The following is a 26,480-nucleotide window of genomic DNA, read 5'->3' as shown; positions in this document are numbered from 1 at the left end:
GCAAGATCGTCCTCATGACCGCTGAACGGAAATTCGCCGATGCCCCAACCCTGACCCCGGTGATGCGGGAGGTCTTCGGCACCGACCGCCGCATCGCCGCCGTCGACCGCCTGCTCAACGGCAGCAAGAAGGGCGTCTACCGTGTCACGCTGGACGACGCCACGAGCACGATCGTCTATGTCTGGAACGCCGACGAGGACTACTGGCACGGGCTGCTTCCGGACGGTCACGACGACCCGTCGAACCCGTTCGCCCACGCCTCCGGCATCGAGTCCTTCGAGGGAGCCACCCGTCGGCTGGAAGCGATAGGAGTTCGTTCACCACGGCTGTTGCTCGCCGACCGCAGCGGGAATCTCTACCCGGCCGACATCGCCGTCGCGGAGGACGTCCGCGGCGGAACGCTGGAGGCACTGCTGGAACGTGATCCGGACGCCGGCCGGCGAACGCTCGCGCAGCTCGCAGACATGCTGCGGCGCATGCACGCCTACCGCGCGCCAGCGTTCGGGCGGGTGGCGTGGATCGATGGTGGGGGTGCGCCGCCGGACATGACCTGCGAGCAGGCCTATCTGGAGCGCACGCTGGTGAACATTGCCACTGCCGTGCCTCGTGACGTCCGCGCGGCCGAAGGCGAGGCGATGCTGGAGGAGAAGCTCCGCACGCTGCACGCCGCACTCGAACCGCGCGCGGAGCTGGGCGTGGTCCATGGCGAGCTCAGCGCGGAACACACCCTCGTCGGGCCGGACGGGGAGCCCGTCATCATCGACATCGAGGGCTTGACGTACACCGACATCGAGGTGGACCACTGCTGGATGCGGATGCGCTTCGGCCCGCACTACGAGGCACTCCGCAACCCGGACCTCGACCTGCGGCGCGTCAGGTACTACCAGTACGTCATGCACCTGGACTTGGTCGGTGGCCCGCTTCGCATCGCCGAGGGCGACTTCCCGAACCGTAAGTGGATGCTCGACGTCGCGGACTTCCATCTACGGAAGGCGCTCGCCTACGAGGCATGAGCCAGCCGCAGGTCTTCGGCCGATCGCGGTTTCACGCCGGCTCGGTGGGAAACCGCGCTCCGGGACCAGGTCCAGCCTGGTGGCGATGACGTCCTTGAGGTGAGGACCACGTGCCAGTCGCTGAAGCGGCGTATCGTGCGCGTGATCAGGGGGCTGACGGTGGTCAGGCCGCCGCGTATACGCCCGCACTTGGGGAGCCGCGCCCTGTGCCGTGCCCGCGGGATCGTCGCTTGATCGCTCCGGCCCTCCGCCGCTGGGCCAAAGGCCCTGCCACCCCCCCGATGGGCCGCTTCGCAGAGGGGGAGGCAGGTCCGTCCTCACCTCCATACAAGGGATGACGTCCGCGTGCACGGCCGACGCCGCCCGACCAGGCGTTCCGGGGAGATGCTCAGCGTCGAATCGCCTCGCACCACCCCACCCCCCCGACGGGATCTTCCCGTGTGTGAACGGTCAGGACCGCGGGGAGGCGTTCTGCGGGGCGTGGTGCTGGAGGGTGACCTCAGGGTTGGTCTTGCCGGGGCGGTCGAGGAGCGGTGCGTGCTTGCCGTGCAGCTGCTGGTCGAAGAAGGCACCGACGTAGTCGCGGGTGATTTCCGCCGCACGCTTGCCGGGCAGCCCCTCGGGGTCGTCCGCGCCCAGCTGCCCGGCCAGTGGGGCCAGGTCGGTGAAGGACATGTGCTCGGCTCCGGTGAGCGTGGCCCAGCGCTTCCAGCCCTCAAGCTGATTCCAGGCTGTGTCCCAGGTGGTGTCGTTGCCAGGGCTGCGGTCGGCCTTGGTGCCCAGCATCATGAAGGGGCGCCCCGAAAGGCTGGTGCTCTTCCCCGCGTTGATGAACGGGCCGTCCATGTTGACTCCGGCGCGCACCCGCGAGTCCTTCTCCATCGTGGCGGCGGTACTGGCGCCGCCCAGGGAGTGTCCGGCCATCCCGACCTTGTTCTTGTCGACCATGCCGGAGTGCTTCCAGGGCGAGCTGCGCGACAGGAGTCGGTCCAGGGTGAAGGTGATGTCCTTGGCCCGGCCCTCGGCGGCGGGCTGGAAGGTGGTGGGACCGACCTTTCCGCACGCCGCGCACGGCAGGATGCCCTTGCCGGGGAAGGAGACTCCGGCCGCCTCGTAGGCGTGGTCCACGACGGCGACGACGTTGCCGCGGCTGGTGAGGTCCTCGGCCAGCCCGGTGAGCGTGGCGCCCGGGGTCTTGAAGCCGGGGGAGAGGACGACCAGCGGGAACTTCCCCGATGCGGCCCTGGCGCCGGTGCGGGCGTGGGTCTTCGTGCCGGCGAGCGTCTTGGCGGGCACCTCCAGTCCCATTTCCTCCAGGAAGGCCTGGGCACCCTTGGCGCTCATGTACGGGGCCGTCTTGCCGGTCTTCTTGTGGGCCGGGTAATACATCGAGACCATCAGCTCCCGGTGGCCCGCCTTGGGCACCCACGGGTCACGGCGGTCCTTGTCAACGAGATGAAGCGAGTCGCGCCCCACGGTGTAGGGGCCCGTCGGGTCCGCCAGCGTGAGTCCGGGCTCCTGGCTCTTCGCCGTGCTGGCGGGCGACGACGCGGCCGGAGCCGCGGCGGCGGCATCCTGCGCCCCGCAGGCACTCAGCGTGGTCGCCCCGGCGGCGACGGCTCCGGCAAGAAGTATCGAGAATGCCCCTCGGCTGCGCACTGGCATTTCCATCACCTTTTCTGTGGCATCGATTTCTGATTTCCGAGAAAAACGTAAGAAATATGCCGTGGAGAAGAATCACCCCCCAGAGCCAACTTCACCGGTAGCTCTTGAGAGCCAGATGCCGTGCCGGTCCCACCACGGGGGCCACGAGGACCCGGCCGACGGCCTACAGGCGGGCGAAGGAGCCGCCGCACGGCTCCGGGCCGGTGCCGCACAGGACGGCGACCGGGGCGACAACTCGCTCCGCGGTGTCCGTGAGCGGCGCCGGTATCCGCCGATCAGCCCCCGTGGACCCGGCGGTCGGTTCGGTTCCGTCGGCCTCCACGGCCCGCAGTCGGCCGAAGGCGCTGAGCACCGTGTCCGGCATCATCGGGGCCAGCGGCACACCGGGTTCTGGAACGTGGACGCTCCTGTCAGCGCGCGCACGACTCGGCGTCGACGCCCTGGCGCCTACCGGCCGCGGGCAAGGGACGTGCCGAACGGCGGGTCCTGATCGTCCGGGCCCACGTCCTGCCCGGCTGCCCGGTACGCGCTCGGCGGGCGGCCCAGCAGGGTACGGAAAGCGGTGGTGAACGCCGCCGGGCTGGCGTAGCCGAGGCCAGCCGCGATCCGGGTGACCGGCGCACCTGCGGCCACGTGCCGCAGGGAGTGCACGATGCAGGCCCGTTGCCTCCACTGCGCGAAGCCCAGCCCGGTGGAGTCGCGGAACCGCCGGCCCAGGGTGCGTTCGCTGACGTCCAGCGCGGCGGCCCAACGGGCGGGCGGATCGTGGACGTCCGGGCTGCGCAGGAACGCGGCACACAACCGCCGAAGTGCCGGATCGGCGGGCAACGGGATGTCCAGGGGCAGCGGCGCCAGGCCGGCCAGTTCGTGCAGGAGCAGGCCGACCAGGGCCGCGTCGCGGCCGTGCTCCGGGTAGAGCGGCTCCATGCCGACGGCCGCCAGAAGGAGTTCGCGCAGCAGCGCGGAGACCTCGACGACCCGGCAGCGGACGGGGAACCACGGCACGGCAGCGGGCTCGATGTAGAGGCTGCGGGTACTGACCCCGGGCATGGAGACCTGGTGCCAGGTCCCGGCCGGGATCAGCACCGCGCGATCCGGGGGCACCGTCCACGTACCCTCCGCCGTCGCCAGCTCCATGACGCCCGTCGCGGCGTACAGCACCTGGACCCGGCGGTGCACGTGGTACGGCAGCAGGTGGCCGGGCGGGTAATCGGTGCCGATGGCCAGGACGGCACGGCCGAGGCCATCGACCTCGTCGATACGGACATTGCGCACGCCACCAGACTAAGGGCTGTCCTGTCGGATCGGCGAAAGAACATGGCGATCATTCGATTGCCAGCCACACCGCTCGATCCGTAGCGTCGCAGCCGTGCAGACCTCGTATCTCCTGCTTCTCCTGTTCGGCTGCCTGACCGGGATCACCACAGTGCTCTTCGGCTTCGGTGGCGGCTTCGTCACCGTTCCCGTCGTCTACGGCCTCTGGAGCACCACGGCCCACCCCGGCGCCGACGCGATGCACGTGGCCGTGGCGACATCGACGGCGGTCATGGCCGTCAACTCGGTCTTCGCGACCCTCACGCAGTGGCACCAGGGCCGGCTGCGCCGGGAGTACCTCTGGCCGATGGCCGCATTCGTACTGGTCGGCGCGGTGGCCGGATCGTTCGCGGCGACGCGGATCAGCGAAACCACGCTACGGGTACTGTTCGCCGCCTACCTGCTGGCGACGATCGCCGACAGCCTGCTGCGCAAGGGCTTCCTGTCCGCCCCGCAGACCCGGGAACCACGCCCGCTGGGCCGTCCGGCCAGGACGCTGGGCGGAGTCGCGATCGGTTCTGTCGCCGCCTGCCTGGGCGTCGGCGGGAGCGTCATGACCGTACCCCTGCTGCGCCGCCGCGGCCTGCCGATGGCCGAGGCGACAGCGATGGCCAATCCGCTCAGCGTGCCCGTCGCCGTGGTCGGCACCGTCGTCTACGCCCTCGCTGCCCCCGCCCTGCACGCCCAGGTCGGCCGCCTCGGCTCCATCGACCTGCTCGCCTGCACCGCGCTGCTCGCCGGATCGCTGCCCACCATCGCCCTCGCCCGTCGCGCCGCGGCCCGCGTCACGGACCGGGTGCACTCCGTCGCCTACGTCGCCCTGCTGGTGATCGTCCTGCTCGTCATGGTGATCTGAACGGCAGGGCGCGGTGACCCGTTCCGGCCTGCGCGGCGTGGTCACGGACAAGCCCGCAGGTCCTCTCGCGGGCCGGGGCGGCGCCGCTGAACCGGGTGGTGATGCCGAGGCGCGGTCTGCGCGCGCGGACCGTCGGGCGGGTGGGCGGCGAGCCGCTTCTCACCGCGGGAAGCGCCGCGGCAGCCGGTCCAGAGCCTCTGGACGCGATGCTGCGCGGTATGAGGGTGCCAGGTCTCGTGGCTGCCCGGCAGAAGGGGTTCGTCCCCGGCGTCACGGCCGCGGGCGCCCGCCCGCCGCACCCCGGGTCGTCGCACCCACCGCCGGGTACGGTACGAAGTCCGGTGTGAACGATCAGACCCAGCCCGCGACTGTGCGCGTGTTCATCGCGCTCGCCCCGCCCGACCACGCCAAAGAAGAACTGGCCCGGGAACTGCGCCCCGCCTACGGCACGCACCCCTCGATGCGGTGGAACCGTATCGAGGACTGGCACATCACCCTGGCCTTCCTCGGAGAGCTCCCGGCCGGGGCGGTTCCGCTGCTGCGCCCGCCTCTCGCTGACCTCGCGGCGGCCCACCAGCCGCTCCGCCTGGCACTGCGTGGCAGCGGTAACTTCGACGACCGGGTGCTCTGGAGCGGAATCGACGGAGACCTGGACGGACTGCACATCCTCGCCGCCGAGGTGCGTACCGCCGTCAGGAAATGCGGTGTCGCCTTCGAGGAACGGCCCCTGCGCCCCCATCTGACGCTGGCCCGTGCCCGCCGAGGGGACCTGTCCTCGGCGGGAGAGATCGCCGAAGGGCTCGCCGGATTCGCCGGTCGTCCATGGAACGCCGAACGTCTGCACCTGGTGGGGAGCAACGCCGGCCGCAGCCGGGGCCCGATCCACTACCGCGACATCGAGGCCTGGACGCTCGGTGCCGGGAGCCCGCCGGAGCCTGACGCGCCGGCGGCGGCCCGGGGAGTGACGTGAGCCCCCGGCAGCTCTCGCACGCGTGACGGCACGGTGCGGCTGCCCCTGCCCCTGCCCCTGGCTCGGGCGGCCCCGCCGTCGGCACCCACGCGCTGGCCGCCGGTCGCCGGATGCGCCAGGTAGGCCGACGACACCGAACGTTTCCGGTTCGTGTACTGGATCAGCGCCCTCGCACGGCTGCCCCCGCCCTCATGCGCGGGCGCCGTCGTCCTCTGACCATCGGGAGCGCAGCAGTTTCTTGTCCGGCTTGCCAGCGTCGGTGAGCGGCAGTGTGCCGGTGAAATCGATGTGGTCGGGCTCGTACATCGGGCCCCGGCCTTCGCGTACCCAGTCCCGCAGGTCGTCGGCGGTGACGTCCAGGCGGGGGTCGGGGACGACGGTGGCGTGGACGCGCTCGAAACCGCCCTCGCCCCTGACGCCGTAGACGGCGCTCTGGCGCACGGCGGGGTGGGAGTTGAGGAAGTCCTCCAGCTCGGTGGTGTACACGTGCCCGCCGACCACCGCGATCATGTCCTTGATCCGGTCGACGACGCTCAGATAGCCGTGTTCGTCCAGGCGGCCGAGGTCACCGGTGTGCACCCAGCCGTTCCGCAGCACGCGCGCGGTCAGCTCCGGGTTCTTCCAGTAGCCCTCCATGGCTCCGTCGGAGCGGACGCAGATCTCCCCGACCTCGCCGGTCGCCCGTACACGGCCGTTCTCGTCGCGGATCTCGACCTCGACCCCGGGCACCGGGCGCCCGGCGGTGCGCAGGACGTCGAGCCGGTCCGGGTCGTGCTCGGCCGCCGGGAGCACGCTGACGGCCCCCGCCTCGAACTGGCCGTACCCCTGCTGGAGAACGGGGCCGAAGCGGCGCACCGCCGCGGCGATGCGGACCGGGGAGGAGGGGGTGCCGCCGTAGGTGATCCGGCGGAGGCTGGACGTGTCGGTGTGTTCGGCGTCCGGGTGGTCGAGGACCTGGTAGAGCAGCGGGGGCAGCATCATCGTGTCGGTGATCCGCTCGCGTTCGATCGTGGCGAGGACGTCGGCCGGATCGAAGGAGTAGTGGAGGACGACCGTGCCGCCTGCGGAGAGGGTGCCGTCGGCGATGAACCCGGCGGCATGGGACAGCGGCGTGCACACCAGATCCCGCCGTCCCGTCCCGCTGAACAGCTCTCGCGTCCGCGCGATCCCCTCCTGCATCCTGGCGAACGTGCTCCGGACCCCCTTCGGGTGACCGGTCGTGCCCCCCGAGTGCCGGATGAAGCACAGGTCATCGGGGCGCGCGGCGCTGGGGACCGGACTGTCGGGTTCGTCGGCGGCGAGGGCGAGCAGGTCCTCGCCCAGGTCCCCGGCCCTCTCCGGGCCTCCATCGGCTTCTGGGCAGGTTCCGAGCAGCAGGACGTGCCCGATCGGTGGAACCCTCCGCACCAGTTCGCCAGCACGGTCGGCCAAGCGCGGGTCGACGACGAACGCGTAGGTGTCGACATCGGCCATCATCAGCGCCTGCACGTCGGTTGCCAGCCGGCTGTACAGGTGGTTGAAGTGCGCGCCCAGCAGATTGACCGCGTACCGAACGGCGACCGTCTCCGGGAGGTTCCCGCACAGCAGCGTCACGGTCCTCCCCGGCCCCACCCCGCGCTCCCGCAGCACCCTCGCCAACCGGTACACCAGGGAACGGAACCCGGCGGCGGTGAACCTCTTCCCGGCACCCACGAGCACCGGATGGTCCGGTGCGTCGGAAAGGCCGTCGAGGATGATCTCGACGTAGTTGCGGAAGCCGGGCGACACGGACAAGGAGAATTCCCTTCTGGGTACGGAACGACGCCCCGCCGCATGCGCGGATAGGCCGGGACTCCCCACCTTGATCGGGCGGGGCCCGAATGTCCACGGGGAAGGTGTCCTGGCCCGTTCACGGCTGCCGTTCGGCGTACGTGCCGCTCCGGCCGACGACCTGGCCGCAACGGACCGGCGCCCATCAGTCCGCTCCGGAGTACGGGGCGGACACCGCACGGCCGACGGCGGCGAGGACACTGCCCACGAGCAGCAGCACGGTGCGGCCCCGGGCGCCGTCGAGTGCCCGGAGCGTGGTGTACGAGACGACGGCGGTGAACCGTTCTTCCGGCGCAGGCCGGTTCCGCGCGATCCGGGAACACCTGCGCAGACGCGGCACCCGAGCCGTGGTCCCGGTTCCGGCGGACCAGCGAGGCGACCGGCTGCGACGGGGCAGCCGCGGAGACAGACGTCGTCCTTCGACCGCGGGATCTGCAAGCGGCGCGACCCTGTCGAGGAGGGATCAGCCGCCTGGAACAGTGGTGCGGGACCGCCATCCGCCATGAGAAGTCCGCGGTCATCTGCCTGGCCGGACTCCCCAAGGCGGGCATCTTCCGCCAGTCCGCCCGCCGATCCAGACGAAACGCCTAGGACTTCAGTCCTCGGCCCAGGCCAACCCGGGATCGTCCGCACGCCCGATGCCGCCTTCTGGACGCGCGAGCCACCATGCTGGTGGAGACCTGAGAAGAGGAGCGCGTCATGTCGTACCCGGAATACCTCGCATACCCCGAAGCCCGCTACCACGGAAGCAAGGGCGAGGTGAACGCGGCCTTCCGCCCGGCCGACAGCCCACCGGACGTCTCCTCACCCGGCGGGGCCACCCACTACCTCGCCACCAGCGAGCTGACCGGAGGCGAATTCGGTTTGTACAAGGGCGAGCTGGGCGCTCGGTCCGCCGGGGCCAAGACCCACTTCCACAAGGCGATGTCGGAGTCCTTCTACATTCTCTCCGGCGAACTGGAGCTGTACAACGGCGAGAAGTGGGTCACCGGCCGCGCGGGTGACTTCCTGTACGTACCGGTCGGCGGACTGCACGCCTTCAAGAACGTGACCGACGAGCCCATGTCCATGCTCATGCTCTTCTCCCCAGGCGCCCCACGCGAGGAGTACTTCGAGCAGGTCGCGGAGATGACGCGGCGCGGCGGCGACGAGCTGAAGCAGTTCCGCATCCGGCACGACAGCTACTTCCTGGAAGACTTCGAGCTCGGGGAGGAGTAGTCCGGGGATGCTGCGGCCATGCCGCTCCCTCACGCGATGACCTCCGGGCCGGGCCCGGCCTGTACCGGCGCGCCAACGGTGTCGGCATGCCGCTGCTCCCGGGGCAGAAGCCGCTCGGCCCAGTCGGCGTACTCCGCCGGTCCGGACGCTGAGTCCCGAAGCCGCCGCCAGGGGAGACCGGGCCGCGGACACCACCGAGGACCCGCCACGCGGCCGCTGGAACGGCGGCCGACGGCCGGGCCGGTGATGTCCCGCATCACGCGCGCGGATGCCTGACCGGCCGTCCTCCTCCGAGTTTCATCCGGGGCAGAACTGATTTGTTCCCAGCACGACACCCCGATACCTTCCGGTCCATGCCTGCCCAGAATCCGCTGCCCATCACGCTCACCGGCCGCCACGTACGCCTTGAGCCGCTCACGGTGAACCATCTCGGCGAACTCTTCGAAGCGGGAGGCGCTGACGAGGAGGTGTGGCGGTGGCAGGGCGGGCCCGCGCCACAGACACAGGCGGAACTGGGCGGCATGCTTGCCACGCTGCTCAAGGACGCCGAACAGGGGGTATATGTTCCCTTCGCGGTCATCCATCGTGCGACCGGCCAGGCCATCGGCTGGACCACGTACATGGCCATCAACGTGGCCGACGAATCGCTGGAGATCGGCTGGACGTGGTACGGGCGCGCGTACTGGCGCACCGCCGTCAACACCGAGTCGAAGCTGCTTCTGCTCACCCACGCCTTCGAAGAACTGGGTATGGGGCGCGTGCAGTTGAAGACCGATCACCTCAACCACCGCTCACAAGCAGCGATCGCACGCATCGGGGCGCGCCGCGAGGGCGTCCTGCGCCGTCACCGCCGACGCCCGGACGGCACCTGGCGGGACACGGTGTACTTCTCGATCCTCGCGGACGAGTGGCCTGCGGCCAAGGAACGTCTGGCTGCTCGCCTGGGAGAACCGGACCATGCGGAATAGCGGCGCGACCGTCGGCGTGACGCGGGTGATGGGGCAGCTTCCGCTCTCGTCTGCGCGGTGGCGGGGAGCGCCATAAATGATCTCTATGGGAACTGTGGCGGCGGTACGCCGGTATCCGGTGAAGTCCATGCTCGGCGAGGATCTGGCTTCCGTGATGGTGACGCACGCAGGACTGTCCGGAGACCGGTCGTACGCCGTCATCGATGAGACGGGCGCGATCGGGAGTGCCAAACACCCCCGTAAGTGGGGACCGTTGCTCGCATGCCGAAGCCGGTTGGCCGATGGCGCTGTCGCGGTCGAGCTGCCTGACGGAGTGATCCGCACGATCGGAGATCCTGATCTGGATGCCCGGCTGACCACGCTGCTGGGCCGCCCGGTATCCGTCTCGGCGAGCGCGCCGGCTCACAGCACGCTGGAGCGTGCGGTCCCCGCGTACGAGGGTGGTGTCCCGGATGCCGTGCGTTCCGCGTCGTTCGTGGACGACACCGGGGAGAGGATCACCGTCGGCAAGGTCGCGTCGGGGACCTTCTTCGACTTCGGCCGGGTTCACCTCATCACCACGTCCTCGCTGAGAAGGCTCCGATCCGTCTACCCCGTCGGCGACTTCGATCCGCGCCGTTTCCGGCCGAACCTGGTCGTCGACACCGGCGATGGGCCGCCTTTCGCGGAGGATGGCTGGCAGGACGGGCAGCTGAGGGTGGGCGAGGCCCTGTTTCGTGTGCTGGTGCCCACACCCCGCTGCGTGGTACCCGCGCTCGGCCATGACGAGCTGAGAGCCGACCCCGGCATCATGCGTGCGATCGCCCGCGAACACCGGGTCGCGGTCTTCGATGTGGGGCGTCTGGCATGCCTGGGGGTGTACCTGGAGGTCCTCGAACCCGGGACGGTCCACTTGGGCGACGCGATCACGTGAGTGACGGGGGCGCGGTCGCTCTCGCACCATGCCGTCCCGCACCGCTGCGCCCGGTCGACGTCCGGGTGACTCGGTGCGGGAACGGCGATGGAGCCGTCCGGCTCAGGAGCGCCGCGGCCTCAGCCGCAGTTGCAGCATCGCTTCGAACCGTGCCTCCGGATCGTCGAGATCGATGTCCGCGACCACGGCCAGCCGCTTGAGCCGGTAGCGGAAGGTGTTGGGGTGGACGTGTACGGCGGCAGCGGCGGCGGACACGTCGCCGAAGGTGCTCAGCCAGGCGTCCAGGGTTTCGGTGAGGGCCGTGTTGTGCTTGGCGTCGTAGGCGAGCAGCCGTATGACGGGGCCGTCCGGCAGATCGTCCTCGGCGGCCATCCGGTCCGTCAGCTCCTCCAGCAGCGAGGCGGCGTAGACGTCCGACAGCCGGGCGGCCCTGCGCCGGGTGCGGCCGGAGCCGAGGACCCGCAGCGCGCGGTCCGCGTCGGCGCGCGAGCGGCGCAGCTCCACCGGGCGGGCGGCGAGCCGGCCGACCCCGATGACGGCGGGCACCCGGCCGCCGATCCGGCCGAGGAACGCCTCGGCGACCCGCAGTCCCTGCTCGTCCGAACTGGTGGGCAGGACCGCGTAGGTGACCTGGCCGAGGGCCGCCGCGGCGGTGCGGGGGTGGATCGCGGCCAGGTGGAGGGCGAGCGCCTCGGCGGCGCGGTGGCCCGCGGCCACCCGGTCGGGCTCGTACTGCTCGCCGGTCACCGCGAGCGCCAGTACGCAGGCGGGCTGCGCGGAAAGGCCGAGGCGGACGGCGGCCTGCGACGCGTGCGTGCCGCCCTCCAGGACGGTGGCGAGCAGATCGGCACGCAGCCGGCGTTCGGCGTCCGCACTGGTGCGGCGGCGCAGCAGATGCAGGGCGGCCACCTTCGCCGCCTCATGGAGGGCCTGGGTCCGGTCCGCGCTCAGCGGTCCGTCGACCACGACCCAGATCGAGCCGAGGATCTCACCCCCGGCACGGACGGCGATCGCGACCCGGGGCTTGTCCGCGATGTTGTCCACATAGACGGGTTCCTCCTTGCGGTACAGGGCCTGGAAGGCGCCGAGTTCCTCCAGGGCGCGCAGCTTGGCGGCGGGCACCTGGCGGTCCAGTACGGTCGCGATCCGGTCGCGGTCGGCCTCGTCCTGCCGGCTGGAGAAGGCCAGCACCCGGCCGCCGCGGTCCTCCACGGTGACCGGGCCGTCCAGCAGCCCGGCCGTCGCGTTGGCCAGGGCGAACAGATCACCGGCGAGCGGCTCGGCGCCGTCGGCCTCGTCGGGGCCGCCCACCGTGCCCAGTTCGTCGACCGCGAGCAGCGACCGCAGCAGCGCGGCCACCTGCGCCCAGGACGCCCCGGGAGTCAGACCCAGCACGGTCAGGCCGGTGCGGGCCGCCGCCTCGGACACGGGACCGTCCACCGGGACCGGGGAGCGGACCACCACGGCCACCGCGCCGAGTCCGGCGGCCGTGTCGACCAGGGCGGCGACCTGCCCGGCGCCGTACACACCGACGCCGAGCACCACCGCGCCGGGCAGCCTCGCCGGTTCGTCCAGGGGGTCCTGGATCAGCACCCCGGTGACGGTGCGGGCCGGGTCGGCCTCCCCGGCCACCACTTCGATCAGCGTCGACCCGAGGTCGCTGAGGATCCGGCCGAGGACGGCTCGCGGCTGTTCCGTCATCGTCACAAGGTAGGTGATCGGGGATGGTCGGCGGCAGGGGCGGACTGCCAGGGGCCTGTCATCGGCCGATCCATTCCGTTGATTCGGTCACCTCGGCCAGCTGCGCGGGGATCGGGGAGATCCCGATGCCGGGTCCGCGGGGCACGTCGAGATGGCCGTCGCGCAGGGTGAACGGCTCGGTGATGTCGGTCCGGTAGTAGCGGTCGGAGGCGGACGTGTCGCCGGGCAGGGTGAAGCCGGGCAGTGCGGCGAGGGCCACGTTGGCGGCGCGGCCGAGACCGGTCTCCAGCATTCCGCCGCACCAGACGGGGACGCCGTGGGCGGCGCACACGTCGTGGATCCGCCGGGCCTCCAGATAGCCGCCGACCCGCCCCGGCTTGATGTTGACGACCGAGCAGGCGCCCATCGCGAGGGCGTCGGCCGCCGAACGGGCGGACACGATGGACTCGTCCAGGCAGATCGGGGTGCGGACCCGGCGGGCGAGTTCCGCGTGTCCCCGGACGTCCTCCTCGTCCAGGGGCTGTTCGATCAGCAGCAGCCCGTACGGGTCGAGCCGGGCAAGCTGTGCGGCGTCGGCGAGGGTGTACGCGGTGTTGGCGTCCACCTGGAGCTGGACATCGTCGCCGAAGCGTTCCCGGACCGCGCGCACGGGTGCCACGTCCCAGCCGGGTTCGATCTTCAGCTTGATCCGCAGGTAGCCCTCGGCCAGATAGCCGTCGACGGTGTCGAGCAGTGCGGGGACCGAGTCCATGATGCCGACCGACACCCCGGCTGGCACCCGTTCGGCCGTCGCGCCCAGCCACTGGCCCATCGACAGGTCGTGGGAGCGCAGCCAGGCGTCGAGGACCGCCGTCTCCAGCGCGGCCTTGGCCATCCGGTGGCCCTTGAACGCCGCCAGAGCCGGGGCGACCGCCCACGGGTCGAGCGTCGGCAGGGCGGCGAGGGCGGGCACGAAATAGCTGCGCAGCACGTCCGCGGCGCCCGCGGTGTACTCCGAGGAGTACAGCGGATCGGCCATGGTGACGCATTCGCCGTAGCCCTCGTGCTCCTCGGTCTCGACCCTGACCAGCAGGATCTCCCGGGTGGTCATCGTGGCGAACGAGGTCCGGAAGGGCGCGACCAGCGGCATCGCGATCCGGCGCAGTTCCACCCCTGCGAGCTTCATGCCTGACTCTCCTGACGTCTGTCGATCACGTACCAGCCGTCCCGGGTGAATCCGGTGACGGTGTGTCCCTCGGCCATCAACCCGCCGAGCACCTCGCGCAGCGCGTGCCGCCAGGCGCGGGCCAGGGAGGGGTCGGTCCGGCGCAGTTCCTCCGCCTCGGCGGGGATCCGGACCAGGACGGTGTCGCCGTCCTGCCGTCCGACGACGGGGCTGCCGTCGGGTGCGGCGTCCAGCGCCACCACGGTGCGGGCTCCCGCGCCGTCGACGGTGACGATGCGGGGCCTGCCCGCGGCCGATGCGACGGCGCGCTCGCCGGTCAGCTCCCAGCGCACCATGAGCCGGTCCGTCTCGGTCCCGGCGTTCACCTCGTCCTGCATGACCCCGTAGAAGTCGGCCAGGTACTCGCTCGGTTCCGCGCCCAGCTTGGCCAGGTTGAAGTAGGCGTTGCGGCTGATGAGCGGGTCGAAGGTCCAGGTGACGGTGGCGATGGAGCGCTCCAGCGCCCAGGCCCGCTGGTGCTGCTTGATCGCGAAGCCGACGTTGCGGCCCCGGCCGCTGTCGTCCACCCCGGCGATGTGCGAGTGCAGTCCGCTGCTGGCAAGGAAGCCCAGACAGAATCCGGTCATCCGGCCTCCCCGGTCGACACCGACGACATAGCTGCCGGAGTGTGCGAAGACCCTGAGCAGTTCCGGGGTGATCAGCGGACTTCCGGGATCGGGCCGCCAGATCCGGTCCAGTACCCGGCAGGCCTCGTGCATCTCGTCCAGCCCGTGCAGCTCCCGGATGGTGACACCCGCACGCTGCGCGGCCAGCTCCGCGACGGCCGTCGCGTCGTCCGCCTGCGCGCCGTTCACGGTGTCACCCGGCCCAGGGCGTCCGGCGCCCCGCGCAGCAGCGAGGCCACCAGGCTGGCCACGAGTGCCGCGCGGCGGGGCAGTTCGGCGACGACCACGTGCTCGTCGTCCGCGTGCGCTCCGCCGCCCACGGCGCCCAGCCCGTCGAGCGTGGGGGTGCCCACTCCGGCGGTGAGGTTGCCGTCGGAGGCGCCGCCGACCGCCACGCCGCGCAGCGGGCCGAAGCCCAGCTCCGTGTAGTGGCCCCGGGCGAGTGCGAAGAGCCCGGCCGACGCGCTCGTCGGCAGCGGCGGCCGGTCCGGGCCGCCGGAGAAGGTGAGCGAGGCGCCGTCGAGGACCGGCGGGAGGCCGCGCACGGCGCGGTCCACCCGGTCCTGTTCGGCGGCCGTGGCCACGCGTACGTCGACCATCAGCCGGGCCGTGTCCGGCACCGTGTTGCGGGTGGTGCCGGACGAGGCCACGGTCGGTGTCACGGTGGTGCCGGCCGCCGGGTCGGCGAGGGCGGACAGCGCGAGGACCTGGTGGGCGAGTTCGGTGGTGGTGTTGACGCCCTTGTGGGGTTCCAGACCGGCGTGCGCGGCACGACCGGCGACGGTCAGCTCGTAGCCGGACATCCCCTTCCGCGCGGTCTTCAGCGCGCCGTTCTCGCTCGCCTCCAGGACGAGCACAGCGCCGGTCCGCCGGGCCTCCTCCTCGATGAGGGCGCGTGAGGCGGGGGAGCCGATCTCCTCGTCGCCGGTCAGCAGTACCGAGACCCCGTCCAGGTCGTCCAGCACCGAAAGGGCGTGGAACAGCTGCACCACACCGGCCTTCATGTCGAAGCAGCCGGGTCCGGTGAGCCGCCCGCCGGTCACCTCGAAGGGGTGCCGGGCCAGGGAACCCACCGGCCACACCGTGTCGAAGTGGCCGAGCAGCAGCACCCGGTCGCCGGAGCCGAAGCGCCAGCGCAGGGCGGGCCGTCCCGAGCCGTCGACCCACTCGGGTGCCGCACCGGTCAGCCGGGTGCCGATCCCGGCGACGACACGGGCGCAGTCGGCGACGGCGGCCAGGTCATCGCTGGGCGACTCGGTGCGGACCAGCTCCTCGATGTCGGCCAGCAGGCCCGGCAGCCGGGCCTCCAGGGCGGTGGCGATCGCGGTCATGTCAGCCCACCTTGGGGGTGGCCCGGCCACCGTGGTGGAGGTACGGAGTGCCGTCGTCGAGCGTGTAGAACACGACCGGAACCCAGAGCCCGATCCCCGGCCGCCGCACGACGAACACTCCCGGCTCGACGGGGTGCAGCTCGTACTCGTTCTCCGTGTCGGGGGTCAGTGCGGCCAGGGGGCCGGTGATCCGGTCCAGCATCACCAGGCCGCCGTCCCGCTCCACGATCTCCACCCGGTTGGAGAGCCGCTGGTACACGCCGACGTAGTCGGCCGGGTCCACCGCCACCGGTTCGGTCGCGGGCTCGATGGTGGTGCGCATCGTCACCCCGGCCAGATCCTGGACGATCTCCGCGAACACGTCCCGGTAGAGGCTGGAGGTGTCGCCGCCGTTGGTGAGCAGGCAGACCGCCAGCCCGGCCTCGGGCAGGACCCGCAGGTAGGCGTTCTGTCCGATCGTTCCGCCGTCGTGTCCGTACACCGGTTGTCCGTCCCAGGTGTCCAGGAACCAGCCGAGCCCCCAGGCGTTGCCCAGGATGTACGGGTCGGGCAGCTCGACCTGCGGGGTGTGCATGGCGACGACGGACTCCTCCGAGAGCAGCTTGGTGCCGTCCGCGGTGACTCCCTTGCCGAGGTGCAGCCGGGCGAACTCCAGCACCTCGCGCGGCGTGGAGCAGATCAGTCCGGCCGGTCCGGCCGAGCGCATCAGCCCCCATATGGGTGCCTGCGCCGGCGGGCTCCCCAGGTGTCCGATGGCGGCGCGGAAGCGCAGCACCTCCTCCGGCAGGGTCGCGGTGTGCGTCAGGCCGAGCGGCCGGTACAGGCGCTCGCGCATCAGCTCGTCCCACTGGACGCCGGTGACGACCTCCAGCACCCGGCCGAGCAGGGTGAAGCCCGCGTTGCAGTACGACATGGTGGCGCCGAGCGGGTGGTTGGGGGCGGTGTCGCCCAGCAGCGCGACGTACTTCTCCAGGCAGTCGTCGCCCCGCCCGGTGTCGGTGAAGAGATCGCCGTCGATGCCGCTGGTGTGGGTCAGGAGGTGCCGGAGGGTCAGGTTCCGGGTCAGCTCCTCATCGGCCAGCCGCAGTTCGGGGAGTACGGAGACGATGGGGGAGTCCAGGTCGAGCACGCCCTCGTCGACCAGGGCCATGGCCACCGTGGTCGTCCAGACCTTGGAGATCGAGCCGATCTGGAAGAGGGTGTCGGTGGTCGCCCCGATCCCGGCCTCGCTGTTGGCGAGGCCGACGGCGGTCTCGGCGACGATCTCGCCGCGGTGCAGGACCGCGAGGCTGGCCCCGGGGACGCGGTGGCGGGCGGCGAGTTCGGTGAGGCGGGTGGTCCAGCGGGCTGACAGCTCGGTGGTTTCGGTCATGTCGTGCTCCGGTTTCCGTTTCGTTCAGTGGTTGGTGTGCGTGGTGACCCAGTCGACGAGCCTGCGGCAGTAGTCCTTCCGGTGCGAGGGCCGGCCGTCCAGGAGGAAGAGATGGGAACTGCCGGGGTAAACGACCAGCTGGGCTGGTACGTGCCTGGTGCGCAGCGCGTGGAACCACTGTTCGGCCTGGCCGACCGGGCAGGTGTCGTCCGCGCCGCCGTGCAGGACCAGGGTGGGAGCGCGTACGGCGTCGGCGTGGCTGAGCGGCGAGAGCTCCGCCATCCGTGCCGGGTCGCCGATCTCGTGTTCGGCGATCAGATGGCCTTCCTCGGAGGTGCCGGCCATGCTCCTCAGGTCGACCAGGACTCCGCCCGGGACGACGGCGGCGAACAGGTCGGTGCGGGCGGAGAGCCAGCAGCTCAGATAGCCGCCGTAGCTGTAGCCGGTGAGGGCGATCCGTTCCGGGTCGACGAGCCCCTCGTCGACCAGGGCGGCGACCGGTTGCAGGACGTCCTGCTCGTCCGTCTCGCCCCAGGCGCCCACGGCGGCGGTGTAGTACGCCTCGCCGTAGCCGTCGCTGGCGCGGACGTTGAGCGTGAGGACGGTCCAGCCCCGCGAGGCCAGTTCCTGGTGGTAGAGGTGGACCGGGTCGGAGTGCGGGGCCCAGGCGTTGTGCGGACCGCCGTGCACATCGACCAGGAGCGGGCCGCCCGGGGGTGTGCCGTCGGCGCGGGTGATCATGCCGTGCACGACCGTGCCGTCCGCGATGCGGAACTCGCGTTCGGCGACCGGGTGGAGGGCGATCTCCGGCAGCGACCGGGTCATGTGGTCGGTGAGCCACTCGGGCCGGGCTGGCGCCCCGTCGGCCCAGGCGTCCAGATCCAGCAGCACGACCTCGGCGAAGCGCTCCGTGTCGCAGACCACGACCGCCGCCCGCCCCGCCTTGCTGACGACCGAGCAGCCGCTGACCCCGGTGCGGGCGGGCAGCGGAGAGGCGCTGATCCCGTCCGCGCCCACCCGGTACAGCCGTGTCGCGCCCCGGTCGCGGGCGCAGAACACGATGTCGTCGCCGTGGAACTGCGGGAGCGCGCCCGGGTAGGCGGGGCCGCCGCCGCCCATGACATTGCGGTCCAGTGCCGCGCTGAGGGACACCGGCGCGGAGCCGTCCAGCGGCTGGCGCAGCAGCTCCGAGTGGCCGACGCCGAACGAGACACGGCCGACGACGAGCAGCGCGAACCCGTCGGGGAACCAGCACACCGGACCGGCCAGACCGTCGGCGGGCCCGACCCGGCGGGGCCCGGACGCGTTCTCCCCGACCCCTACGACATGGGCGGCCGAGGGGCCGAAGACGGCCCCGTCCGGCGTGGTCTGCGCCGGGTAGGCGAGCTGGGTGCCGTCGGGCGACCAGCTCGGCGGGCCGACGTGCCGGTCGTCGTGCGTGAGCTGAGCGACCTCCCCCGACGCCACCTCCACCACGAACAGCTGGGTCCGGACCGACGCGGTCAGGCCCGCCCCGTCCGCCTTCCAGCCGAGGGCTCCGATGACCACCGGCGCGCTGACCGCGCGATGTGCCTCGGGGGCGGCGAAGGCGATGCGCGACCCGTCAGGGCTCCAGACCGGGACGCCCGCCCCGGCCGGGCAGTCGGCGGGTGTGGTGAGCGGCACGGCCTCCTCCCCGTCGGCGGGCAGCAGATGGAGCTGCCCCGCGCGCAGGAAGGCCAGCCGCGTCCCGTCCGGGGACCAGCGCGGCGCGGTGTCCGCCGGGCCGCGGGTGAGGCGCCGGGCCGGGCCGCCCTCGCCGCGTACCTCCCAGATCGACCGGACCACCCGGTCGTTCCCGGCGTCCTGCGTGGTCAGGGTGTACGCGACACGTTCGCCGTCGGGGGACATCGAGGGATCTGCGGGGATCTCGAACCGGTACAGGTCGTCGATCGTCAGCGGTCGGGTCATGAGGGCTCCTCGGCGGGGGCGAGTTCGGGTACGCAGGAGATGAGTTCGCGGGTCGTCGGATGCTCCGGGTGCGCCAGCACCCGTTCGGCGGGGCCGCATTCGACGAGGCGTCCGCCGTCCATCACGGCGACCTGGTCGCAGAGGTGGCGGACGACCGCGAGATCGTGGGAGATGAAGAGCATGGCGAAGCCCAGTTCACGCTGGAGGCGGCGCAGCAGATTGAGCACCGCACCCTGTACGGAGACGTCCAGGGCCGAGGTGATCTCGTCCGCGATCAGCGCGCCGGGCCGGGCGGCCAGGGCCCTGGCCAGCGCCACGCGCTGGCGCTGGCCGCCGGACAGGGCGTCCGGGGTGAGCGAGGCACGGGAGGGGTCGAGGCCGACGAGCTCCAGGTAGCGCCCCACCTCGGCGTCGCGTGCGGCGCGGCGTTCGCGGCGGGGTGTCCGGTGCCCGGCCGCCCCGTCGGACAGTGCCTCGGCCACGGACGCGCCGACGGTCATGCGTGGGTCGAGCGAGGCGTACGGGTTCTGGAACACCAGCTGCACGGGGCTGCGCCCGCGGTGGCGGGGGGCGTCGCTCCCGTCGACCAGTACGCGTCCCGACCGTGTGGGGGTCAGCCCCACGACGGCCTTGCCGAGGGTCGACTTCCCCGACCCGGACCCGCCCACCAGCCCGGTCACCGTGCCTTCCGGGACCAGCAGGTCGACGTTGTCGACGGCGGTGAAGTGGCCGTAGCGGACCGTGATCCCGCGCAGTTCGAGTGAGCTCATGACGTCGCCTTCGCTGTGTGTGACGTGGCCGCGGCCGGCTCGACCGGGTACCAGCAGGCGACCTGCCGCCCCGGCCCGAGCTCCGTCAGTACGGGGGCGTCCGCGCGGCAGCGTTCCCGGGCGCGTGCGCAGCGCGGGGCGAACGGACACCCGGCGCCGGTCTCCCCGGGTTCCGGCGGCCGGCCGGGGATGGTCGCCAGTTCCTTGCCGGGGTCGCTGGTCATGGTCGGGACCGCCCCGACCAGCGCCCGGGTGTACGGGTGGGCGGCGCCGTCGAGCAGCTCGGTGACCGGGAGGTTCTCCACGATCAGACCCGCGTACATCACCAGGATCCGTTCGCAGACCTGGGCGACGACGGCGAGGTCGTGGGAGATCAGCAGTAGTGCGGCGCCGGACTCCTCGCGGGCCTCGGCGAGCAGGCCGAGGACCTGTCGCTGGACCGCCGTGTCGAGCGCCGTGGTGGGCTCGTCGGCGATGATCAGCTTTGGCTTCCCCATCAGCCCCATCGCGATGACGGCCCGCTGCCGCATCCCGCCGGAGTACTCGTGCGGCCGCTGCCGGGCGCGGCGCTCCGGTGCGGCGATGCGGACGGCGCCGAGCCGGTCGACGGCGCGTGCCGCGGCCTGGGCGCGGCTCGCACCCAGGTGTACCTCGGCCACCTCGGCGAGCTGGCGGCCCACCCGCAGGGCGGGGTTCAGCGAGGCCGTCGGGTCCTGGAAGACCATGGCGAGTTCGGTGCCGAGCCGCGGGTCCGCCCGCAGGTCGTCGCCGTTGAAGCGGAGGGTGCCGGCCGAGACCCGGCCCGGGTGGGGAACCAGGTCCGCGAGGGCCAGCGCGCTCAGGCTCTTGCCGGATCCCGACTCACCGACCAGGCCGACGGCCTCGCCCGCGCCGATGTCCAGCGAGATCCCGCGTACGGCCTGCCGTCCGCCGGGAAACGTCACCCGCAGATCGCGCGCCCGGACCAGGGCCCCGCCGTCGCTGTCGGCGGCCGTCTCCCTGGCCGCCGTCGGCGGCTGCCGCGGCGCCGGCTCCTTCGTCCGCGGCGCCCGTCGGCCACCGGCCTGTGCGAGCACCTCGCCGGCCAGGCCGAACATCAGCCCGGTCAGGATGATGGCCGCGCCGGGGGCCAGAGCGGCCGTCGGGTTCACGAAGATGCGGTTCAGCTGTTCGTTGAGCAGCCGCCCCCAGTCGTACTGCGGTGACTGCACGCCGAGCCCGAGGAAGGAGAGGCCCGAGAAGGCGACCAGGATGCCGCTGGCCGCCTGGGTGGCGAACAGCACCGACGGTTCGGCGATGTTGGGCAGCAGATGACGCACCACCATCCTGAACCGGCCCACACCGAGGATCCGGGCCGCCGCCACGTAGTCGGAGCCCGCGACCGACGCCGTCAGGTTCTGTACCAGCCGCGCCATGGGCGGGACCATGGCGAGCCCCACGGCGAACACGGCTCCGGTGGTGCCCACCCCGAAGACCGTGGCGAGGAAGAGCAGGAACAGCAGGCCCGGAAAGGCCACCAGCACACCGACGGTCGCGGTGATCAGCCGGCCCAGACGCCGTCCTGCGACGGCCGGGACGACGCCGAGCAGCAGCCCGCCGCCGACGCCGATCGCGGTGGCCAGCAGCGTGAGCCGCAGGGTCAGCCGGGTCGCCACCACCACACGGGCGGCGATATCCCGGCCCAGCTGGTCCGTACCCAGCAGATGGGCGGCACTGCTGCCCTGGTTGATCGCGTCCGTGTCGATCTGCGCCGCTCGGTCGCCGAGCAGCACGGGACCGAGAACGGCGACCAGCGCGACCAGCAGGCAGGCGGTGAGTGCGGTGACGCCGATCGGCGTCCGCAGGGTGCGCCCGAGCCGGTGCCGCAGCGAGCTGTCATGGTCGTGATGAGGCATCGTCAACTCCCGCGGACGGTGGACTGGGGGTCGGCGACGGCCACGGCCACGTCGACGACGAAGGTGATCAGCAGTGCGGCCGCCCCGTAGACCAGCACCACGCCCTGGACCAGCGGATAGTCCTTCTCGGTGATCGCCTGGACGATCGTGGTGCCGAGGCCGGGCCAGGCGAAGACGTTCTCGACCAGCACGGTCCCGGCGAGCAGCGAGCTGAAGAGCAGGCCGCCCAGAGTGAGCGAGGAGGTCAGCAGATTGGGCAGCGCGTGCCGCAGATAGCGCAGCCGGGCCGGGAGCCGCTTCGCCCGCGCGGTCCGCATGTAGTCCTCGCCGAGCACCCGCAGCGTCTCCACACGGACGATGCGCGACAGCGAGGCCGCCGGTACGACGGTCAGGGCCAGCACCGGCAGTACGTAGGAGTCCGCTCCGCCCCGCGAGGCGACCGGGAAGAGCGGCCAGGCCACCGCGAACGCCGCGATCAGGCCCACCGCCAGCAGGAACTCCGGTATCGCGCCCAGGAGTCCGGTGACCCCGGTGAAGGCGAGTTCGCCGCGCCGTCCGCGGCCGTCCTTGGTCAGTACCGCGGCGGTCATGCCGACGGGCACGGCGATCAGCAGGATCAGTACGAACGCGGGGACGGCGATCTGCAAGGTGGCCGGGAGCCGGCCGGAGATGATCTCGGACACGGGCATCTGGGCGCCGATCGACTCCCCCAGCCGGCCGTGGAGGAGATCGCCGACGAAGTCGCCGTACTGCGTCAGCAGCGGCTGGTCCAGGCCCAGCGATTCCCTGCGGGCCTGGACCAGGGCCGGGTCGGCGGTGGTGCCGAGAGCCGCCCGGACCGGGTCGCCCGGGATCATGTGGATCATCGCGAACGCGGCGGTGACCAGCGCCGCGAGTGAGGCCAGCAGCCGCCAGGTGCGGCGCAGGACGAATCCGGCCCAGGGGCTGCGGACCCTCACCGTCAGGGAGTCCAGGGGCATCGTCGCCATCAGTCGGCGCTCCGGCGCAGGGTGCTCGGGATGATGCCGCTGCCGTCCACCTCGAAGGTGACGCCCTTCGCGTAGTACCGGTTGGCCTTGTTGACGATCGGCGCGATGTCGACGTGCTTGACCAGGGCGGCCTGGGCCGCGTCCCACAGGGCGCAGCCGGTGGCTCCGGGCCTGGCGGCCGCCTCTGCGGCGAGCCGGCGGTAGTCGGGGTTGGCGATGGAACCGAAGTTGTTGCCCTTCGGAGGTGGCGGACCGTCGTAGAACTGGGTGAGCTGGTCGGGAAGGGTGACCCCGATGGGAGCCCAGGCGATGTCCCAGTCGCCGCCGCCGACGACGCTGACGATGCTGCCGGACCCGGTGGGTTTCGCCGTCGCCCTCACGCCGAAGGACGTCCACTGCTGGACGGCCAGTTCGACCGCCGAGGCGACCTGCGGACCCTGGTTGGCCGCGTAGTCGAGCCCGACGGTGAGCGGCCTGCCGTCCTTGGTCCAGGTGCCGCCGCTCTTCGTCCAGCCGGCCGCGGTGAGCGCGGCGGCCGCCTCTTGCGGATCGTGGGCGGGGAGGTTGCCCCTGACCGTGTCGCCGGTGCAGGGGGTGGGGGCGATCTCGCCGGCACGGGCCGGTGTTCCGCCCTTCCCGCCGGTGGCGACGTTGCCCAGTTGCCTCAGGTCCAGCACGGAGACCAGAGCCCTGCGTACCGCGGGGTCGGCGGTCGGGCGACCGGCCGCCTGGTTGAACAGCAGCTGTCCGAACAGTGCCTCCAGGCTCCGGTACTTCACCTTGGCGGCGTCCAGCCGGTCCTGGTCGGCGCCGTTGATGAGGGCGGCATTGATCTGGCCGGACATCAGGAGGTTGGCGGCCGTCGACTCGTTGGCCACCACCTTGACCACCACCTTGCCGGGCAGGCCCGCACCGGTGGATCCGTCCGGCCCCCAGCTGTATCCGTCCCGCCTGACGTACGTGTAGTGGTCGCCCGGGACGGCTTCGGCAAGCCGGTAGGGGCCGCTCGCGTTGGTGGCCCTGGCCAGCGAGGCCGGCTTCGCGAGGCTCTCCTCGCACACCAGCGGCAGCAGCCGGGCCATCTGCACGATGAACGGGGCGGGCTTCGTGGTGGTGACGGTCACCGTCCGGGCCGCCTTGTCGGCCTTGGCCACCGCGGTGACGGGAACGGAGAGGCCGAGCATCGGCGACTGGTTCTTCGGGTCGGCGATGTGGTTGTACTCGGCGGCCACGTCCTCGGCGGTGAGTGCCGAACCGTCCTCGCAGGTGACTCCGGGGCGGATGGTGAACGTCGCCGAGGTGGTCGTGGCGGACCATTCCTCCGCCACGCCCGGCACCGGCGCCCCCTTGGCGTCCAGGTGCACGAGGGTGTCGTACGCGAAGGAGTTCATCGCCAGCGCGGTGGTGGCCAGCGCCGTGGTGGGGCTGAGGCTGCCGGGATCACCGGCGACGGCGACCGTGACCGCCGACCCGCCGCCGACGGCGGACGTGCCGCCGCAGGCGGTCGCGGTGCCGACGAGGCCGAGCACCGTGGCCACCGCTGCTGCCACCCGGGCCCCGCGGGCCCTTCTGTTCCTGGTCTCCGCTTCTGCGGTGCCGGCCATGGTCCACCTCCGAGGGAGCGGCACTCCGCCGCCGAGTGAGGGAACAGTAGGCAGCGCCGTTCCGGCTCCGACTGGTCGAGCCGCACGAAAAACGAGGCCCTCGACGGTGCGCCGCGACGAAGACGGACACGACGACCCAGTGATCGCGGAGGGGGAGTTCCGGCCGGGGGAAACCCGATGGCAGGGGAGATCCGTTGCCTGAAACCATCTGGCGCATGACTGCGCAGCACCAGATACGGGCGGACTACGACGCCCGGACGATCGTCGTCTACCAGGCGTACTCACCGGCGGTCGCCGGACCGGCCGTGCGGGCGGGCAGGTTCGTCCCGCCGTTCTCGTTCCACCGGATGACTTGGATCAAGCCGTCGTTCCTCTGGCTCATGCACCGCAGTAACTGGGGGCAGAAGCCGGGCCAGGAGCGGATTCTCGCGGTACGGATCACCCGGGCCGGCTGGGAGGAGGCGCTCTCGCAGGCGGTGCTGACGACAGCCGGTCCCTCAGCCGTCGCCCAGGCTCCCGTGCACGTCCAGTGGGATCCCGAACGCTCGCTGCGGGGAGCCGCGCTCAACCACTACAGCATCCAGGTCGGGGTGGGACGCGGTCTGATCCGTACGTTCGCCACGGAGTGGGCCGTCGACATCGGCGACATCACTCCCAGGGTCCAGAAGATAGCGGCGCTCAGACAGAACGGCCGGAGCGCGCAGGCCCAGCGGCTGCTCCCGCCGGAGCGGATCTGCCCCGTGCCCCCGGCCGTGGCCAAGCGCCTCGGCATCGACCCGTAGGGCTACTGCGTCACTTGGAGCGGGGCGCGACCGAAGGACCGCTCGGTGCGGGGCGCCGCCTGAGGGCTGTCCTGTCATCCCTGGCGGGCGTGCGACGACAGCCACGGCACCTCGCCGCGTTGTCGCAACGCCCGGATACATCCAGTATTCGGGCGTCCCTCCGCCGTGCGACGCACCGCGTCTGACGCCGCACGCTGATCCACCAGGGATAGCGGGACAGCCCTTAGACCCGCTCCAGCGGGCGATGCGGAAGGGGCGGGGTCTCGACCTGGACGGAGTCGCCGGGGCGGACGGCACCGCCACAGCGGACCACCGCCATGACGCCGGACTTGAAGGTGAACTCACCGGACGCGGAGTCCAGTGCGAAGACCTCCGCGAGCAGCCCCGTGCGGAAGTCGTTGATCTTCGAGCACGGGTTGCGCAGGCCCGTCACCTCAAGCACCGCCCGTTCTCCGAGGCGAAGGAGCGTTCCGGTGGGCAGCCCCAGCAGGTCCACCCCGCGCGTGGTGATGTTCTCGCCGAGCTGACCGGCCGAGACCTCGAATCCCTTGAGCGCGAGATCGTCGAAGAGTTCCTCGTGCATCAGGTGGACCTGGCGCAGGTTGGGCAGGTCCGGCTCGTAGGTCATACGGAACTGGTGGCGGATCGTCTCACCCGCGTGCACGTCACCCTCCACCCCGAGTCCTGTGAGCAGGGTGATGGCATCGCGATTGGGCTTGCTGAACGAGTACACCTCGTTGCGGCTCACCGCTGCGACCTGACCCGTCATCACACACTCCCCGAAGTTGTCGTTCTGCGGCCGGTCGATCTTACGGACGGCGCGCCCCTCGCGGTGAGGGAGACCATCGGTCAATGACGCGACCGCACCGACGACCGGTGGTCCCGGGACAGCCCCTAGGTTTGGCCGGGCCTCGCGTAGGGCCGGAAGTGGACGGGCGGGTGGTCGATCGGGAGGGACCGGTCCCAGGCAGCGAGGCACTGGGCGCTGGGCACGAACAACGGCTGGGGCAGTGCGGTGAGCGGCCAGAACCGCCAGGAGCCGATGACTTCCTCACGTCGCCGCGGGATGCCCGACCAGCGGGTGACCAGGACGGGTACGGTCACCCGCACGAGGTCGCCCACCCGGTCCAGGAGCGTGCCCAGCTCCAGTGCGTCGCCCGGATCGGCCACCAGTCCCGCTTCCTCGTGGAGTTCGCGCACCGCGGCCTGGGCGAAGGTCTCGCCCGGCTCGACGGTCCCTCCGGCCAGCTCCCACGTGCGGCGCTGGTGCCGGCCGAGCAGGACGCCGTGCGGACCGTGCACGATCACGCCGACCCCCAGGGCGGTGCTCGGCGGAGGTGGTCCGCTGCCGCGTGGGCGGCTCGGTACGCGCTGCGGGCGCCGGACCGTGTACAGCCGGTAGGAGACCTGGTCGTCCGGCTCGGGGGAGTCGATCGCCGTGACCTCCTCCACGGTGAGACCGTGCCGGGCCATGAGGTCCTCCCACCGCCGTGGCGCGAGGACCCACATGGTCACGGTGTGGTCCTCCGT

At 71.8% G+C, this 26,480-nt stretch carries 24 protein-coding genes; 7 read left to right on the top strand and 17 right to left on the bottom strand.

All coding sequences use genetic code 11. From position 1 onward, the window contains the following. Nucleotides 1-14: 14 nt before the first annotated feature. Entirely contained in the window at nucleotides 15-1,013 is a 999-nt protein-coding gene (locus ACFVWY_RS25125) for an aminoglycoside phosphotransferase family protein (protein WP_389876465.1), read from the top strand. Between the two features lie 450 nt (nucleotides 1,014-1,463). On the opposite strand, the gene ACFVWY_RS25120 is transcribed toward ACFVWY_RS25125, so the two are convergent. From ACFVWY_RS25120 to ACFVWY_RS25110, 3 genes are all read right to left on the bottom strand, one after another. Beyond that, nucleotides 1,464-2,678, bottom strand: coding sequence for an alpha/beta hydrolase family protein (locus ACFVWY_RS25120; protein ID WP_389876464.1), 1,215 nt, complete (start codon nucleotides 2,676-2,678; stop codon nucleotides 1,464-1,466). Between the two features lie 163 nt (nucleotides 2,679-2,841). Continuing rightward, complete coding sequence (locus ACFVWY_RS25115) at nucleotides 2,842-3,060, bottom strand: hypothetical protein (protein ID WP_389876462.1); 219 nt, start codon at nucleotides 3,058-3,060, stop codon at nucleotides 2,842-2,844. A 65-nt stretch (nucleotides 3,061-3,125) separates the two neighbouring features. After that, nucleotides 3,126-3,953: an AraC family transcriptional regulator gene (locus ACFVWY_RS25110; protein WP_389876460.1), complete on the bottom strand. Its 828-nt coding sequence runs from the start codon at nucleotides 3,951-3,953 to the stop codon at nucleotides 3,126-3,128. Between the two features lie 94 nt (nucleotides 3,954-4,047). Here ACFVWY_RS25110 and ACFVWY_RS25105 point away from each other — a divergent pair, with 94 nt between their 5' ends. Together ACFVWY_RS25105 and thpR are read left to right on the top strand one after the other, a co-directional pair. Further along, complete coding sequence (locus tag ACFVWY_RS25105) at nucleotides 4,048-4,848, top strand: sulfite exporter TauE/SafE family protein (RefSeq protein WP_389876459.1); 801 nt, start codon at nucleotides 4,048-4,050, stop codon at nucleotides 4,846-4,848. Between the two features lie 343 nt (nucleotides 4,849-5,191). Next, complete coding sequence (gene thpR, locus ACFVWY_RS25100) at nucleotides 5,192-5,818, top strand: RNA 2',3'-cyclic phosphodiesterase (RefSeq protein WP_389876457.1); 627 nt, start codon at nucleotides 5,192-5,194, stop codon at nucleotides 5,816-5,818. Nucleotides 5,819-6,007: 189 nt separating this feature from the next. Here thpR and ACFVWY_RS25095 read toward each other — a convergent pair whose 3' ends face one another. Then, nucleotides 6,008-7,591 carry an AMP-binding protein gene (locus tag ACFVWY_RS25095; protein ID WP_389876456.1) on the bottom strand — a complete coding sequence of 528 codons (1,584 nt, stop codon included), beginning with the start codon at nucleotides 7,589-7,591 and terminating at the stop codon, nucleotides 6,008-6,010. A gap of 181 nt (nucleotides 7,592-7,772) precedes the next feature. Continuing rightward, nucleotides 7,773-7,967, bottom strand: a complete 195-nt coding sequence (locus tag ACFVWY_RS25090; RefSeq protein ID WP_389876454.1) for a hypothetical protein — start codon at nucleotides 7,965-7,967, stop codon at nucleotides 7,773-7,775. A gap of 359 nt (nucleotides 7,968-8,326) precedes the next feature. On the opposite strand from ACFVWY_RS25090, the gene ACFVWY_RS25085 reads away from it, so the two are divergent. From ACFVWY_RS25085 to ACFVWY_RS25075, 3 genes are all read left to right on the top strand, one after another. Continuing rightward, entirely contained in the window at nucleotides 8,327-8,845 is a 519-nt protein-coding gene (locus ACFVWY_RS25085; protein ID WP_389876452.1) for a cupin domain-containing protein, read from the top strand. 353 nt (nucleotides 8,846-9,198) lie between these two features. After that, a complete protein-coding gene (locus tag ACFVWY_RS25080) occupies nucleotides 9,199-9,813 on the top strand; it encodes a GNAT family N-acetyltransferase (protein WP_389876450.1) in 615 nt (204 codons plus the stop codon). Between the two features lie 76 nt (nucleotides 9,814-9,889). Then, nucleotides 9,890-10,726 (top strand): MOSC domain-containing protein, encoded by an 837-nt coding sequence (locus tag ACFVWY_RS25075; protein ID WP_389876449.1) that lies wholly within the window; start codon nucleotides 9,890-9,892, stop codon nucleotides 10,724-10,726. Between the two features lie 102 nt (nucleotides 10,727-10,828). Here ACFVWY_RS25075 and ACFVWY_RS25070 read toward each other — a convergent pair whose 3' ends face one another. From ACFVWY_RS25070 to ACFVWY_RS25025, 10 genes are read right to left on the bottom strand one after another with little or no spacing between them, the layout of a single operon-like run. Further along, nucleotides 10,829-12,427, bottom strand: a complete 1,599-nt coding sequence (locus ACFVWY_RS25070; RefSeq protein WP_389876448.1) for a helix-turn-helix domain-containing protein — start codon at nucleotides 12,425-12,427, stop codon at nucleotides 10,829-10,831. A gap of 58 nt (nucleotides 12,428-12,485) precedes the next feature. Continuing rightward, complete coding sequence (gene menC, locus ACFVWY_RS25065; RefSeq protein ID WP_389876446.1) at nucleotides 12,486-13,592, bottom strand: o-succinylbenzoate synthase; 1,107 nt, start codon at nucleotides 13,590-13,592, stop codon at nucleotides 12,486-12,488. Continuing rightward, on the bottom strand, nucleotides 13,589-14,446 hold the full coding sequence (locus tag ACFVWY_RS25060; RefSeq protein ID WP_389876444.1) for a GNAT family N-acetyltransferase: 858 nt from the start codon (nucleotides 14,444-14,446) through the stop codon (nucleotides 13,589-13,591). The genes menC and ACFVWY_RS25060 overlap by 4 nt, the downstream gene beginning before the upstream one ends. Beyond that, complete coding sequence (locus ACFVWY_RS25055; RefSeq protein ID WP_389876442.1) at nucleotides 14,443-15,588, bottom strand: M20 family metallopeptidase; 1,146 nt, start codon at nucleotides 15,586-15,588, stop codon at nucleotides 14,443-14,445. The genes ACFVWY_RS25060 and ACFVWY_RS25055 overlap by 4 nt, the downstream gene beginning before the upstream one ends. A 1-nt stretch (nucleotide 15,589) precedes the next feature. Then, a complete protein-coding gene (locus ACFVWY_RS25050) occupies nucleotides 15,590-16,960 on the bottom strand; it encodes a serine hydrolase domain-containing protein (RefSeq protein WP_389876440.1) in 1,371 nt (456 codons plus the stop codon). Between the two features lie 24 nt (nucleotides 16,961-16,984). Continuing rightward, a complete protein-coding gene (locus ACFVWY_RS25045) occupies nucleotides 16,985-18,910 on the bottom strand; it encodes a S9 family peptidase (RefSeq protein ID WP_389876438.1) in 1,926 nt (641 codons plus the stop codon). Further along, nucleotides 18,907-19,680 carry an ABC transporter ATP-binding protein gene (locus ACFVWY_RS25040; protein ID WP_389876437.1) on the bottom strand — a complete coding sequence of 258 codons (774 nt, stop codon included), beginning with the start codon at nucleotides 19,678-19,680 and terminating at the stop codon, nucleotides 18,907-18,909. Before ACFVWY_RS25040 ends, ACFVWY_RS25045 begins: the two co-directional genes overlap by 4 nt. After that, complete coding sequence (locus tag ACFVWY_RS25035) at nucleotides 19,677-21,575, bottom strand: dipeptide/oligopeptide/nickel ABC transporter permease/ATP-binding protein (RefSeq protein WP_389876435.1); 1,899 nt, start codon at nucleotides 21,573-21,575, stop codon at nucleotides 19,677-19,679. The genes ACFVWY_RS25040 and ACFVWY_RS25035 overlap by 4 nt, the downstream gene beginning before the upstream one ends. 2 nt (nucleotides 21,576-21,577) lie before the next feature. After that, nucleotides 21,578-22,564 carry an ABC transporter permease gene (locus tag ACFVWY_RS25030; protein ID WP_389876433.1) on the bottom strand — a complete coding sequence of 329 codons (987 nt, stop codon included), beginning with the start codon at nucleotides 22,562-22,564 and terminating at the stop codon, nucleotides 21,578-21,580. Then, nucleotides 22,564-24,168: an ABC transporter substrate-binding protein gene (locus tag ACFVWY_RS25025; RefSeq protein WP_389876431.1), complete on the bottom strand. Its 1,605-nt coding sequence runs from the start codon at nucleotides 24,166-24,168 to the stop codon at nucleotides 22,564-22,566. The genes ACFVWY_RS25030 and ACFVWY_RS25025 overlap by 1 nt, the downstream gene beginning before the upstream one ends. Nucleotides 24,169-24,383: 215 nt before the next feature. Between ACFVWY_RS25025 and ACFVWY_RS25020 the strand changes: the two genes are divergently transcribed. Next, the gene (locus tag ACFVWY_RS25020) at nucleotides 24,384-24,950 is read left to right on the top strand and encodes a DUF4291 domain-containing protein (RefSeq protein WP_389876430.1); all 567 of its coding nucleotides are present in this window, start codon (nucleotides 24,384-24,386) and stop codon (nucleotides 24,948-24,950) included. Nucleotides 24,951-25,173: 223 nt separating this feature from the next. Here the strand turns inward: ACFVWY_RS25020 and ACFVWY_RS25015 are convergent, their stop codons facing one another. Both ACFVWY_RS25015 and ACFVWY_RS25010 read right to left on the bottom strand, forming a co-directional pair. Beyond that, on the bottom strand, nucleotides 25,174-25,719 hold the full coding sequence (locus ACFVWY_RS25015; RefSeq protein ID WP_389876429.1) for an MOSC domain-containing protein: 546 nt from the start codon (nucleotides 25,717-25,719) through the stop codon (nucleotides 25,174-25,176). Nucleotides 25,720-25,844: 125 nt separating this feature from the next. Next, nucleotides 25,845-26,459 carry an NUDIX domain-containing protein gene (locus ACFVWY_RS25010; protein ID WP_389876567.1) on the bottom strand — a complete coding sequence of 205 codons (615 nt, stop codon included), beginning with the start codon at nucleotides 26,457-26,459 and terminating at the stop codon, nucleotides 25,845-25,847. Between the last annotated feature and the right edge of the window lie 21 nt (nucleotides 26,460-26,480).

It is taken from the genome of Streptomyces sp. NPDC058195 (assembly GCF_042883525.1).
Lineage (GTDB): Bacteria > Actinomycetota > Actinomycetes > Streptomycetales > Streptomycetaceae > Streptomyces.
The sequence above is the reverse complement of the archived record's forward strand: the minus strand, read 5'-3'. Positions and strand labels throughout refer to the sequence as shown.

What these genes read in the sequence shown, in the direction of transcription:
- ACFVWY_RS25125 (WP_389876465.1), top strand. Translation starts at nt 15, where the DNA reads ATGACCGCTGAACGGAAATTCGCCGATGCCCCAACCCTGACCCCGGTG.
- ACFVWY_RS25120 (WP_389876464.1), bottom strand. Translation starts at nt 2,678, where the DNA reads ATGCCAGTGCGCAGCCGAGGGGCATTCTCGATACTTCTTGCCGGAGCC.
- ACFVWY_RS25085 (WP_389876452.1), top strand. Translation starts at nt 8,327, where the DNA reads ATGTCGTACCCGGAATACCTCGCATACCCCGAAGCCCGCTACCACGGA.
- ACFVWY_RS25080 (WP_389876450.1), top strand. Translation starts at nt 9,199, where the DNA reads ATGCCTGCCCAGAATCCGCTGCCCATCACGCTCACCGGCCGCCACGTA.
- ACFVWY_RS25075 (WP_389876449.1), top strand. Translation starts at nt 9,890, where the DNA reads ATGATCTCTATGGGAACTGTGGCGGCGGTACGCCGGTATCCGGTGAAG.
- ACFVWY_RS25070 (WP_389876448.1), bottom strand. Translation starts at nt 12,427, where the DNA reads ATGACGGAACAGCCGCGAGCCGTCCTCGGCCGGATCCTCAGCGACCTC.
- menC (WP_389876446.1), bottom strand. Translation starts at nt 13,592, where the DNA reads ATGAAGCTCGCAGGGGTGGAACTGCGCCGGATCGCGATGCCGCTGGTC.
- ACFVWY_RS25055 (WP_389876442.1), bottom strand. Translation starts at nt 15,588, where the DNA reads ATGACCGCGATCGCCACCGCCCTGGAGGCCCGGCTGCCGGGCCTGCTG.
- ACFVWY_RS25050 (WP_389876440.1), bottom strand. Translation starts at nt 16,960, where the DNA reads ATGACCGAAACCACCGAGCTGTCAGCCCGCTGGACCACCCGCCTCACC.
- ACFVWY_RS25045 (WP_389876438.1), bottom strand. Translation starts at nt 18,910, where the DNA reads ATGACCCGACCGCTGACGATCGACGACCTGTACCGGTTCGAGATCCCC.
- ACFVWY_RS25040 (WP_389876437.1), bottom strand. Translation starts at nt 19,680, where the DNA reads ATGAGCTCACTCGAACTGCGCGGGATCACGGTCCGCTACGGCCACTTC.
- ACFVWY_RS25035 (WP_389876435.1), bottom strand. Translation starts at nt 21,575, where the DNA reads ATGCCTCATCACGACCATGACAGCTCGCTGCGGCACCGGCTCGGGCGC.
- ACFVWY_RS25030 (WP_389876433.1), bottom strand. Translation starts at nt 22,564, where the DNA reads ATGGCGACGATGCCCCTGGACTCCCTGACGGTGAGGGTCCGCAGCCCC.
- ACFVWY_RS25025 (WP_389876431.1), bottom strand. Translation starts at nt 24,168, where the DNA reads ATGGCCGGCACCGCAGAAGCGGAGACCAGGAACAGAAGGGCCCGCGGG.
- ACFVWY_RS25020 (WP_389876430.1), top strand. Translation starts at nt 24,384, where the DNA reads ATGACTGCGCAGCACCAGATACGGGCGGACTACGACGCCCGGACGATC.
- ACFVWY_RS25015 (WP_389876429.1), bottom strand. Translation starts at nt 25,719, where the DNA reads ATGACGGGTCAGGTCGCAGCGGTGAGCCGCAACGAGGTGTACTCGTTC.
- ACFVWY_RS25010 (WP_389876567.1), bottom strand. Translation starts at nt 26,459, where the DNA reads ATGTGGGTCCTCGCGCCACGGCGGTGGGAGGACCTCATGGCCCGGCAC.